The sequence below is a fragment of the Leifsonia sp. ALI-44-B genome (assembly GCF_001984125.1).
Taxonomy (GTDB): Bacteria; Actinomycetota; Actinomycetes; order Actinomycetales; family Microbacteriaceae; genus Okibacterium.
Window position 1 is genome coordinate 1,510,865 of the sequence record NZ_MTQL01000007.1, and the last position, 10,648, is coordinate 1,521,512.

At 68.2% G+C, this 10,648-nt stretch carries 12 protein-coding genes and 1 tRNA gene; 6 read left to right on the plus strand and 7 right to left on the minus strand.

Annotated elements, in window-relative coordinates; all coding sequences use genetic code 11:
* Nucleotides 1–14: 14 nt before the first annotated feature.
* On the minus strand, nucleotides 15–512 hold the full coding sequence (locus ALI44B_RS14065) for a VanZ family protein (RefSeq protein WP_077055201.1): 498 nt from the start codon (nucleotides 510–512) through the stop codon (nucleotides 15–17).
* Between the two features lie 170 nt (nucleotides 513–682).
* On the opposite strand from ALI44B_RS14065, the gene ALI44B_RS14070 reads away from it, so the two are divergent.
* Nucleotides 683–1,405 (plus strand): hypothetical protein, encoded by a 723-nt coding sequence (locus tag ALI44B_RS14070; protein ID WP_077055202.1) that lies wholly within the window; start codon nucleotides 683–685, stop codon nucleotides 1,403–1,405.
* A gap of 7 nt (nucleotides 1,406–1,412) precedes the next feature.
* Nucleotides 1,413–1,486: transfer RNA gene (locus ALI44B_RS14075), tRNA-Pro, on the plus strand.
* Nucleotides 1,487–1,588: 102 nt separating this feature from the next.
* On the opposite strand, the gene ALI44B_RS14080 is transcribed toward ALI44B_RS14075, so the two are convergent.
* Nucleotides 1,589–2,515: a LysR family transcriptional regulator gene (locus ALI44B_RS14080; protein ID WP_077055203.1), complete on the minus strand. Its 927-nt coding sequence runs from the start codon at nucleotides 2,513–2,515 to the stop codon at nucleotides 1,589–1,591.
* A gap of 72 nt (nucleotides 2,516–2,587) precedes the next feature.
* Here ALI44B_RS14080 and ALI44B_RS14085 point away from each other — a divergent pair, with 72 nt between their 5' ends.
* The gene (locus ALI44B_RS14085) at nucleotides 2,588–3,607 is read left to right on the plus strand and encodes a DMT family transporter (protein WP_077055204.1); all 1,020 of its coding nucleotides are present in this window, start codon (nucleotides 2,588–2,590) and stop codon (nucleotides 3,605–3,607) included.
* Here the strand turns inward: ALI44B_RS14085 and ALI44B_RS14090 are convergent.
* Nucleotides 3,505–4,080 (minus strand): VanZ family protein, encoded by a 576-nt coding sequence (locus ALI44B_RS14090; protein ID WP_238592217.1) that lies wholly within the window; start codon nucleotides 4,078–4,080, stop codon nucleotides 3,505–3,507. The two genes, ALI44B_RS14085 and ALI44B_RS14090, sit on opposite strands and share 103 nt — an antisense overlap.
* A gap of 156 nt (nucleotides 4,081–4,236) precedes the next feature.
* Between ALI44B_RS14090 and ALI44B_RS16245 the strand changes: the two genes are divergently transcribed.
* The 3 genes from ALI44B_RS16245 (at nucleotide 4,237) to ALI44B_RS14105 (ending at nucleotide 6,522) form a co-directional block, all read left to right on the plus strand.
* Nucleotides 4,237–5,115: a PfkB family carbohydrate kinase gene (locus ALI44B_RS16245; RefSeq protein WP_077055632.1), complete on the plus strand. Its 879-nt coding sequence runs from the start codon at nucleotides 4,237–4,239 to the stop codon at nucleotides 5,113–5,115.
* Between the two features lie 5 nt (nucleotides 5,116–5,120).
* Nucleotides 5,121–5,519, plus strand: coding sequence for a hypothetical protein (locus tag ALI44B_RS14100; protein WP_077055205.1), 399 nt, complete (start codon nucleotides 5,121–5,123; stop codon nucleotides 5,517–5,519).
* A 112-nt stretch (nucleotides 5,520–5,631) separates the two neighbouring features.
* The gene (locus ALI44B_RS14105; protein WP_077055206.1) at nucleotides 5,632–6,522 is read left to right on the plus strand and encodes an SDR family oxidoreductase; all 891 of its coding nucleotides are present in this window, start codon (nucleotides 5,632–5,634) and stop codon (nucleotides 6,520–6,522) included.
* Nucleotides 6,523–6,720: 198 nt separating this feature from the next.
* Here ALI44B_RS14105 and ALI44B_RS14110 read toward each other — a convergent pair whose 3' ends face one another.
* The 4 genes from ALI44B_RS14110 to ALI44B_RS14125 form a co-directional block, all read right to left on the minus strand.
* Nucleotides 6,721–7,266, minus strand: coding sequence for a Dps family protein (locus ALI44B_RS14110; RefSeq protein ID WP_077055207.1), 546 nt, complete (start codon nucleotides 7,264–7,266; stop codon nucleotides 6,721–6,723).
* A gap of 123 nt (nucleotides 7,267–7,389) precedes the next feature.
* Entirely contained in the window at nucleotides 7,390–8,283 is an 894-nt protein-coding gene (locus ALI44B_RS14115; protein ID WP_077055208.1) for an SMP-30/gluconolactonase/LRE family protein, read from the minus strand.
* Nucleotides 8,280–10,076, minus strand: coding sequence for a glycoside hydrolase family 15 protein (locus tag ALI44B_RS14120; protein WP_077055209.1), 1,797 nt, complete (start codon nucleotides 10,074–10,076; stop codon nucleotides 8,280–8,282). Before ALI44B_RS14120 ends, ALI44B_RS14115 begins: the two co-directional genes overlap by 4 nt.
* A 77-nt stretch (nucleotides 10,077–10,153) precedes the next feature.
* The gene (locus ALI44B_RS14125) at nucleotides 10,154–10,636 is read right to left on the minus strand and encodes a pyridoxamine 5'-phosphate oxidase family protein (RefSeq protein ID WP_077055210.1); all 483 of its coding nucleotides are present in this window, start codon (nucleotides 10,634–10,636) and stop codon (nucleotides 10,154–10,156) included.
* Between the last annotated feature and the right edge of the window lie 12 nt (nucleotides 10,637–10,648).

Here is a 10,648-nt window from a genome sequence, read left to right on the forward strand (position 1 = left end):
AGGCGCCCGGCCGTCTAGCGACCGCGCAGGATGCTTTCGCGCGCCGCTTGCATGTGCACCAGGTCGGCGGCGCGCTGGCGTTCGCGGTCGCGGCGGCGCACGCGCTTGACGATGACGATGGCGATGAGGGTGCCGAGGATGGCGCCGGACGTGTTGGCTGCGACATCCAGAATGCTGGCGAAGCGGTGCGGCAACAGGAGCGCCTGGCAGAGCTCGATGCCGAGACTGAGACTGGCGCACAGCAGCGGTGAGAACCACAGCAACCAGCGGGGGAGCGCGAGCGCGACGAGCAGGCCGAGGGGCAGGAACATGACAATGTTTGCACCGAACTCGACCACGCCGTAGGTGACGAAGCGCGGCAGGCCCACGCCGTAGAGGGTGTCGAGCACGCGCGCGATGGTGCCGCGGGCGCCCGCGTCGACGGGGGTGGGCCAGAAGACGATGACGAGCACGGCGACCGTGACGACCGCGAGCAGCCAGCTCGAGATCTGTCGAAGTCGGATGTCGGTCATGCGGTCCTCGCGCTCGGAAGGGTGGCCCGGGGGCCGTCGGTGAGGATCCGCGCCGATCGTGTGCGCCAGCCTACCCCCGACCGCCGACGCGCGTAGTGTGGATGTGCGCGCCACGCCGTTCCATGTTTCGAACACTTGTTCGAGTGCGGGTTTTTCTCTACACTCGCCATATGGAAGTTCTGTTCGATCATCTCGCCCGTGCCGCCGCCAAGGTGGGCACGCAACGTCTTCGCTCGCCGTCGGCCACGTCGCCCTCGGCCGTCTACCGCCAACTGCCCGACGACGCGCTCAACCAGGCGCTGTGGCAGCTCGGCGAACTCCAGCGCGCCACCGAGGCGCTGTCCGCCGTCATCGCCGGAGAAATGCTCACGCGGGATGAGGGGCGCGCCGACGTCACCCTGCGGCGCATCCGCGGCCTCACGCGCGCCTCGGGCGACACCGTCGAGCGTTTGCTGCGCGTCGGCACGGTCGTCGCCGAAACCGAGCAGGCCATTGACGCGGCCGCCACGTTCGACGAGGCGCAGCCGCTGTGGCGGGAGCGCGGGGTCATGGATGCGGCGCCCAGCGCGGACGAGGAGGGCGACACGCCGCTCGGCTCGCAGCCGGTGCAGCTGCCGTGGGCCGCACCCGTCGCGCTCGCCGTCGTCGCGGGCGAGCTGTCGGCCGAGACCGCCGGGGTCATCCTGCGCGGGCTCGCCCCGGCCGTTGAACGCGCCGATGTGCGCGAACTGCAGGCCGCCGCCGAGTCGCTCGTGCTCGCCGCCACCGAGCACACGCCTGAATGGTTGGAGCGCCAGGCATCCAAGATCTGCTGGCGGTTGTCGTCGCCCGTGTCGGTCGCCGGCCGTGTACGCGAGGGCCGAGAATATCGGCTATCCTTAGTGAGGCCTTAGGGCCAATCGGGGTGTGGCGCAGCTTGGTAGCGCGCCTCGTTCGGGACGAGGAGGTCGTGGGTTCGAATCCCGCCACCCCGACACACACAGCAACACGCAGAACAAAGAAGCCCGGCCAGACAGGAATGTCAGGCCGGGCTTTTTCGTTGCCAGTGATCTCGTTCCTGGGCGATTGCCACTGCTCTATCGACCGCCGGTTGCGTCACTTGTGCCGGCCGCTGCCCTGGCGGCGACGGTCCGAAGCGCCGCCAGGACCGCACGAACGGGCGACAACGCAATCGCGTCCGGGCGCGCGAGGGCATCGACATGTCGCACGAGCGGGACATCGATGATCGGGCGCAGCACCATCCCGTCGACGGCAAGGGGTGCCGCCGTCATCCGCGGCATGACGGCGATACCCGCCCCGGCGCGAACGACCTGGGCGGCGACGGAGAATTCGTTGATGCGGTGATCGATCCGAGGGGATTGGCCGATCATGGCTCCCAGCTGCGCGAGCACGCCCGCGAGCGGGAAGCCGTCGTGTGTCGAGATCCACCGCTCGTCCCTCAACTGCTCGAGGCGGATGCTCGGCGCCGCGGCGAGGGGGTGTTCCGCGTGGAGGGCGATATCGAGGGGCTCGACGAGAAGCGGCGTGACGACCAGGCGCTGCCGCGGCCACTCCGGATCGTGGGCCAGGCGGTGCGCAACGACGAGGTCATAGTCGGCGGTGAGTCCGGCGAATGCTTCCTGCGCGACGTCGGCGTCGGCGAGGGAAACCCGGGGTCCCGCGCCCAGTTCGGCGAGAAGGGGACCGAACAGCGCGAGCCCGGCGCTGTGAAAAGCGGACACGCGGACCGGTCGCTCGTCGCCTCCGAGGAACAGCCCGAGGGCATCCCGAGCGTCGGCGAACGCCACCTCCACCCGGGTGGCGGCAACCGCGAGTGCTTCCCCCGCCTCCGTGAGCACCAGCCGTCGCCCGCGTTTGACGGTCAAAGGAACGGGGATGCCGGCCTGCAGCGCCGCGATCTGCTGCGACACGGCGGAGGCGCTGACACCCATGGCGGCGGCGACCGCCGCGATACTGCCGCGGTCGCCGAGCTCGCGCAGCAGGCGAAGGCGAGCTGGATCCATAAGGTTCTCCTAAAGCGTCGATCAAGAGATCGACCGTTGCTCTTCCGCGTCGGATGTCTGGAGACTAACACCATGGCCTTTCGCGCTCGCCCCTTTCCCCTCGTCGACCTTCTCCTTCTCGGTGTCGCGGCAGTGTGGGGTGCGAGTTTCCTGGCGGCGAAAGACCTCGCCGCCGAGACGGGTGTGCCTGCGGCTGTCGCCCTCCGCTTTCTCGTCGCCGCGGTGGCGACGGCCCTGCTCTGCCTCGCGCGCCGCGAGACCCTCCCGCGGGGGCGAGGCCTTCTGATCGCCATTGTTCTCGGATGCTCTCAGGCCGCGATCATCGGCCTCGAAACGTGGGGCGTGCACCTGACGTCGGCAACCAACGCGGGGCTGCTGATCAGCCTGGCCGTCGTGATGACCCCTGTTCTCGAGGGCATCGCCTCCCGCTCGTGGCTTCCCCGCTCCTACTTCATCGCCGCCGTTGCCGCCGTCGTCGGAGTTGCGCTCCTCGTCTCCGAGGGCGGCCTGCGCGAACCGACCATCGGCGACGGACTCGTGGTCGCCGCGGCCGTCGTCAGGGCGTTCCATGTCACCGCCAGCGCGCACCTGACGAGAGGCCGCACAGAAGGATCGCTGGGCGTGGTGCTCGTGCAGATGATCGTGTGTGCTGCCGTCTTCACCGTCCTGGCCGGACGCGATCTGTCGTCGGCCGTCGCGCAATTGGATGCGTCGGGGTGGGCGAACGTCCTCTTCCTCGGTCTGCTGTGCTCCGTGTTCGCCTTCGTCGTGCAGCTCTGGGCGGTGAGGCGCACCTCGGCGTCGCGCGCCAGCATCCTCATGGGAACGGAACCGGTGTGGGCGCTGCTCGTCGGCGTGCTGATAGCCGGCGAAGTCATCGGAGTGCTCGGCGCGTGTGGCGCGGTTCTGATCATCGCCGCGAGCTATGCGGGACAGGCCATCGAACGGCGACACCGCCAACAGGCTGCGAGGGATGCTGCCTTACCGGGTCACCGCTCCGAGCCTGGAGTTTCAGCGGTGGCTGCCCAGCGGAAACGGTCGACGAGGGCGGACCCTCTGGACGACCGGACAACGAGTAGGAAGAGCACGTAGCCGAGTGCAGCGCCCGTCACGTTGAAGATGAAGTCGTTGATGTCGGCGATGTGGCCACCGCCGAAGAACCGTTGAGCGGCGAGCTGGAGGAGTTCGATCGTCAGGCTTGCGCCCGCGGAGATGGCGAGCACCGTCCGCCATCGAGGGCGGGCAACAAGAAGGGCGATGAGCACGCCCAGCGGCACGAACACGGCGACGTTGATGAGCGCATCCTCGACCTCGTAGTCCACGAAGGGGACGAGCGCGACCGACGGGGTCCACGGTTCATCGCTGCCGGGCGCGTCGAGGAAGATCGGGAAGATCGTGTTCGCCACGATCCCCGCGACGTAGATGGAGAGGGCTGCAGCGACGGCGACCCGGGGGAGCGACAGGAGTCGCCGCGCACGCAACCCGAGAACCAGGATTGCGAAAAGCGCTACGCCGAGGGGGATGACCACAGGCAGCACGGGCACCTGGTCGAAGGGGTTACTCACGATCCCTCAAGATACCCGGTGCGCTGCATCAGGTTGCGCACCGGCATCCATCGGTCGGCGAGGGGTTCGAAGGGGCCGCACAGGAAACGCGCGAATGCCGGCGCCGCGCATGACAGGGTAGAAGGGCGCGCACGCGCACAACGAAAGGTGGATGCCGTGGCAGATGTCGTCGTCATCGGGGATGCTCTCATCGACGAGTTCGAGCACGACGGGCAGGCGGTCGAAGCCGTCGGTGGCGCCGCGCTCAACGTGGCCCTCGGCATCCGCATCCTGAAGCGGCGCTCGGCTTTGATTGCCATGGTGGGGGATGACGCGGCCGGCGATGCCATTGCGCGGCACGTGCGTGAGGCTGATGTGGCCCTGCTGCGCACCGACGCGCCCTATGGAACGGCTCGGGCGGTGTCGACGCGTGTCGGAGGTGAGCCCACCTACGTGTTCAACGAGGCCGCTCAGAAACGGCGGGTCGAATTCGACCGCGATGCGCTGCTGCTCGTGCGCACCGCATCCATCGTGGCCGTCAGCTGTCTCGCGCTCGACAACGACGCTCAGGTCGACGACCTGCTCACGGTGGTCACCGACCCCGAACGCCGCCTCGTGCTCGACCCCAATCCGCGCCCCGGCATGATGAACAACCTTCCGCTCTTCGCCGCCAATCTGCGACGCATCGCCGCCGTCAGCCTGCTCGTCAAGGTCAGCGACGAGGATGCCGCTCTGCTCGGCTACCTCGACCTCGAATCGCTGGCCGAGGACCTGCTCACCTCCGGCGCCCGCTACGTGCTCGGAACGGCCGGAGCCCAGGGCGCCACGCTCTACGGCGACGGCCTCGAGGTCAGCGTGCCCATCGCCCGGCTCGACGCGCCGATCGTCGACACCATGGGCGCGGGCGACTCGGTCCTGGCCACGACGGTCGCGGCCCTGCTCGGCGGCGTGCCCGAAGACGAGGATGACTGGCAAGAAATCCTCGAACGCGCGATGTCCGTCGCCGCGGCCACCTGCCGCGTCGCCGGCCCCACGCTGCAACTCCCGCGCGGCTGAATCTCGTGAATGCAGAACCGTCGGACGGCTCGTGGGCCGACATCAACGCCCACGTCGATACTGATGCCGATGTCCACGTCAATTCCCATGCCGATGTCCACGTCAATTCCCATGCCGATACCGATGCCGACGAAGCGCCGCCGAGGGAGGGTCCCGCGTTCGACGACGTGCCGCCGAGCCCCCAGGCCGCGGTCCAGGCGTTCTACCCCTACCCCGATCACCCCGGGTGGTATCGATATCACGACGGCACGTCCTGGATGGGCGAACCGCAGCTCTTCCCTTGGTGGAAGCGGCCCGTGGCGTGGTGGACGGGGCGACCGCCCGTCTGGCTCGTGCTCGGCTGGCTTGCGCTGTCGGGTGTGATTGCTGTGGGTTACCACTTCATCAGCGCTCTCTGGTCCTGAGCCGGGCGCGATGTCTTCTCCTCTGTGCCCGCCGTGCGACCGACGTCCTAGGGCTTCTGCGCCTGTTGGTCAACCCCGCGCGTGCCGAATGATGCGCGCCTAGCTTTGACATATGTCGAACATCTACGAACCGCAGAACCCCCTCACGCAGTACAAGCAGCCGCCCTTCAAGCCGCAGCAGCAGCCCGACCCGGGTGACACGTTCCAGATGGACCCGAAGCCCGACCACGGCGAAGAGACCTACATCGGCCACGGCCGTCTCGCCGGCCGCAAGGCGCTCATCACGGGTGGCGACTCGGGCATCGGCCGCGCCGTCGCCATCGCCTTCGCCCGCGAGGGTGCGGATGTCGTGCTCAACTACCTGCCCGACGAGCAGGCCAACGCCGAAGACACCAAGAAGGTGCTCGAAGAGACCGGCCGCCAGGTCGAGCTCATCCCCGGCGACCTCACCGACGAGAAGTTCAACTACGAGCTCGTCGAGAAGACCGTCGAAGCCCTCGGCGGCCTCGACCTCCTCGTCATGGTGGGCGGGTACATGCAGACCGTCGCCAGCTTCGACGACTTCACCACCGAGCTGCTCGACCACACGTTCAAAACCAACGTGTACTCGCTCTTCTGGCTGACGGATGCCGCGCTCAAGCACCTTAAGCCCGGTGCAGCGATCATCACCACGTCGTCCATCCAGGGCTTCAACCCCTCGCCCGGCCTCATCGAGTACGCCGGCACCAAGGCCGCCATCGTCAACGTGACGCGTGGCCTCGCCGCCCAGCTCGCCGAGAAGGGCATCCGCGTGAACGGTGTCGCACCGGGCCCGTTCTGGACCCCGCTGCAGCCGTCGGCCGTGCCCAACGAGAAGATCGAGTCGTTCGGCTCGGAGGCCGCCTACGGTCGCCCCGGCCAGCCGGCCGAGCTGGCGAGCACGTATGTCTACCTCGCCTCGCAGGAAGCCAGCTACACGAGCGGCGAGACCATCGCCGTCACCGGTGGCACCGCGGTTCACTAACCCGCGGGCCCGCTAGACCGCCCGGCGGCGCATCCTCGGATGCCGCAGCCGTCGCGGAAGGTCCGGAACACGACTCTCGGGGGAGGTCGTGTCCCGGACCTTTTTCGTGCGCTCCCGCCCCCCGCTGTGGTCGCCGCACACGACGAAGCCCCGGCCGCCAAGAGGCGGGCCGGGGCTTCGGGTGGTGAGTCGCGCGGGTTACTTGGTGCGCGAGGTGACGCGGTTCTCGGCGCTGACCATCCAGGCGTACTGCTCGAGCTTGGCGATGATGGCGTGCAGGATGTCGGCGCTCGTGGGGTCTTCCTCGTCGATCTCGTCGTGGACCTCACGCATGGTGCCGACCGTGTTCTCGAGGCGGACCGTGATGAGGTCGACCGTCTCGGCGGTGTCGATCTCGCCGTGCGGGTATTCGGGAAGCGTGGTGGTGGCGGCGACCGTGTCGCTGCGGCCGTCGGGCACGGCGTGCAGGGCGCGCAGTCGCTCGGCGACCTCGTCGCTGAATTCGCGCGCGGCGTCGATGATCTCGTCGAGCTGCAGGTGCAGGTCGCGGAAGTTCTTGCCCACGACGTTCCAGTGCGCCTGCTTGCCCTGCAGGTGCAGCTCGATCAGGTCGACGAGCACCTTCTGCATGTTGTCGGTGAGGGTCTTCGACGCCTTGAAGCCCTTTTCGGCGTTCTGACGGCGGGTGGTCTTGGCGCCCGCGCCGGCGGGTGCTTCGACGTGGCGTTCGAGTGTGGTGGTCATATGCGACTCCTTTTTCGTGGGCGGGATCTGTTGGTGGCAAACGAGCCATTCGAGTAGCCCGTGTTAAGCGTACGACCGGGATGTCCCCGTGGCGAGGGGTAGCACTCGGGCGTTCGCTGTGCTTTAGCTCGGGTCGCTGGGCGCGCTCCCGAAACGGTTGACGGGCCGGCCGGTGGCGACGCCGTCGACGCGGAAGATGCCGCCCGAGAGCGGCGCGGATTGCAGGTCTTCTTCGGCGAGACCGTCGCGCGAGGTGCCGATGAACAGGACGTCGAGGCCGGGGCCGCCGAACGCGACGCTCGTGACGTTGGGCACGGGGACTTCGATTTCGAGCGTGATGTCGCCCTCGGCATCCCACCGCACGACCTTGCCCGCGCCGGAGAGCCCGTTCCAGAAGTTGCCGTCGGTGTCGAGCGCGAGCCCGTCGGAGGGCTGGCCCACGAGGAAGGGCTCGAGTTCACCGAGCGCGCCGTCGGGCGAGTAGTCGGCGCGATAGACCGTGGAGGTGCTGGTGTCGGTGAGGTACATGATCGAGCCGTCGTCCGACCATTCGAACCCGTTGGTCACACCGAAGCCGCCGTGCAGCGTGCGCAGCGTGCCCTCGGGGTCGACCGAATAGACGGCCGCGTCGGGGTCGTCGCGCGTCACGCCCATCGACCCGACGACGAAGCGCCCGAACGGGTCGCATTTGCCCTCGTTGAGGCGCATATCGGGGTGGGCGTGCTCGATCTCGGCGAGTGTCTTCACGATCGCGCCCTGTTCGTCGAGCAGCACAACGCGGTCGCCGAGCGCGGCCACGAATCCGCCATCGACGGTGGGCTGGAAGGAGGGGAGGGGCGGTGGCAGCCGCGTGGCCCAGTCTCGCGATCCGTCAGCGGGGTCGTCGAGGCGGCCGCGATGCAGCGTGCCCGCGGTGATGTCGGCCCAGCGCAACTCGTCGGTCGAGGCATCCCAATAAATGCTCTCGACGAGGATTGCGTGGGTGTCACGAAAGACGGTTGCGGTGGGCGTGGTCACTTTTCGGTCAACTCCTCGATGGTGATCGCCGCGTTGATGAGGGCCAGGTGGCTGAGGCCTTGCGGCAGGTTGCCCCAGAACGACCCATCGTGTTCCGAAATCATCTCGGCGAAAAGGCCGACATCGTTGGATGTCTTCACGAGCTTGTTCATGCGCGCGATCGCCTCGTCGTGCCGGCCGACACACGCCAGCGCGGATGCGGCCCAGAAGCCGCACGCCACGAACTGGTGCTCCTCCTGCTCGACGCCCGAGTAGCGGTACATGTGAGCGCCGCGCCCGAGCTCTTTCTGCAGGGCGTCGATGCTGCGCGACATGCGCTCGCCGCGTTCGAACCCGCTCGGCCCGTGCAACAGCACCGAGGTGTCGAGGTCGGTCGTGCCCGGGTACATGACGTAGCTGCCGAGTTCTTCGTCCCAGCAGTTGTCGTCGACCCACGCCTTGATGCGGTCGCGTTCGGCGGCCCAGCGCTCGGAACTGCCGGCCACCTGGCCGAGGTCGGCGAGACGCACGGCCGCGTCGAGGGCCTGCCAGCATCCCATCTTCGACGACGTGTAGTGCTGTTCTTCGGGCAGCTCCCACATGCCGGCGTCGCGGTTGCGCCACAGATCGCACGTGCGGTCGGCGATGGATGCGAGCAGCCGCCCCGTCTCGACGTCGAGCACGTTGCCCGCGTCGACGTAGAGCCGGCAGATGTCGAAGAGGTCACCGAACACGCCGAGCTGCAGCTGCCCGTGCGCGGGGTTGCCCGAGACGACGGGCCCGACGCCGCGCCAGCCCGGAACATCGTGCGTGGTGACGCCGTCGCTCACGTTGCCGCCGAGGTCGTAGAACACCGCGAGGTCGGGGCCGTTCTCCTTGATGGTGCGCAGCAACCACGAAATGGCCGCCTGGGTCTCTTCGCGCAGCCCGAATCGCACGAGCGCGTGGGCCGTGTAGGCCAGGTCGCGCACCCAGGCGAAGCGGTAGTCCCAGTTCTTGCCGCCCGTCGGGTTTTCGGGCAGCGACGTCGTCGCCGCGGCCGCGATGGCACCCGTGGGGCTGTAGATGAGGAGCTTGAGGGCGAGCGCGCTGCGCTGCACGTGCGGCGCCCAGGGCCCCGAGTAGTGGAACTCGCGCGACCACATGCGCCAGTTGTCGACGGTGCGGTCGATGCCCTTGTCGACGTTCTCGGGCACGGGGAAGTGCAGGGGCTCGTTGTCGGTGGCGACCATGACGAGCAGGTGCCGCGAATCGGAGCGCGTGGTGAATTCGCCGCGGATGGACCCGCTGTTGGCGTCGTCTTCGCCGGGCTTGGAGACACCGTGATCGAGCCCCGTGACGGCGATGTTGGTGTGGCCGACGCGCATGATCGTGCCCTCGGTGGTGTTCTGCAACCACGGCGAGGCGGTGCCGAGCTTGGTGCCGGGCTGCACCTTCCAGGCCATCTTCACCGAGCCCTCGAGGCCCTCGATGCGGCGGGCGAACTCGGCCCACGGCAGGCGGCCCGCGATGCCCGTGACGAGGGCGTCGGTCACGCGCACCGAACCCTTGGCCGTGGTGAAGGTGGTCTGCAGCACGTTGGTGCCCTGAACGTAGCGACGCTTGACGTCGAAGTCGTCGACGGGCGCGAGCTGGATGCATCCGCCCGTCTCTGCGTCGAGAATGGCGGCGAAGACGGGCGGGCTGTCGAGATTGGGGATGGGCAGCCAGTCGACCTGGCCGCGCTTGCCGATGAGGGCTACCGTGCGGCCATCTCCGATCGCGGCGTAGTCGCGCAGATCGGAGTAGTCGGGGCCGCCGGAGTCTTCTTCCATCTTCGAACCGTAACCGTGACGTCTGACATCGGGCCCGGAGTTCCGCCCCGAGCGAACGGCACCCCGGACCCCTTGCATCAGAGTTCGACGGCCTCGTTCTCGCCCACATCGGGCGACTTCTTCTGCGTCGTGGCCTTGGCCACCTTGAACAGCGTGACGATCTTGGGGTCGTTGTTCACCCAGTACTCGGCCGAGTCAGCGCTGACCTTGACGAGCGCGATGCGCGGGTCTTCGCGGCCCTTCTCGAACCAGGCCTCGGCCGACGGGCCCCACAGCTCGTCGATCTTCGCCTCGTCGGTCACGATCGACGCCGTGCCCGCGATCGAGAGGTAGCCGTCGCCGCCGTGCACGGCCACGTTGACGTTCGGGTTCTGGGCGATCTCGTCGGTCTTCTCGGTGGGCTTGGGCGTGAAGAACCAGAGGTCGCCGTCGAACTCCCGCTCCTGCAGGGCCAGCGGGCGGCTGTGCAACGCGCCGTCCGAGGCGACCGTCGTGAGCGTGGCGATGCGCGCCTTGGTCAAAACCTTCGAAATGTTGTCGAGTTCTTCCTGCGTGGCCATGTGGCCCTCCTT

Coding starts and splice junctions, on each gene's coding strand:
- ALI44B_RS14105 (WP_077055206.1), top strand. CDS start 5,632: ATGTCGAACATCTACGAACCGCAGAACCCCCTCACGCAGTACAAGCAG.
- ALI44B_RS14120 (WP_077055209.1), bottom strand. CDS start 10,076: ATGGAAGAAGACTCCGGCGGCCCCGACTACTCCGATCTGCGCGACTAC.
- ALI44B_RS14080 (WP_077055203.1), bottom strand. CDS start 2,515: ATGGATCCAGCTCGCCTTCGCCTGCTGCGCGAGCTCGGCGACCGCGGC.
- ALI44B_RS14070 (WP_077055202.1), top strand. CDS start 683: ATGGAAGTTCTGTTCGATCATCTCGCCCGTGCCGCCGCCAAGGTGGGC.
- ALI44B_RS14085 (WP_077055204.1), top strand. CDS start 2,588: ATGGCCTTTCGCGCTCGCCCCTTTCCCCTCGTCGACCTTCTCCTTCTC.
- ALI44B_RS14110 (WP_077055207.1), bottom strand. CDS start 7,266: ATGACCACCACACTCGAACGCCACGTCGAAGCACCCGCCGGCGCGGGC.
- ALI44B_RS14065 (WP_077055201.1), bottom strand. CDS start 512: ATGACCGACATCCGACTTCGACAGATCTCGAGCTGGCTGCTCGCGGTC.
- ALI44B_RS14125 (WP_077055210.1), bottom strand. CDS start 10,636: ATGGCCACGCAGGAAGAACTCGACAACATTTCGAAGGTTTTGACCAAG.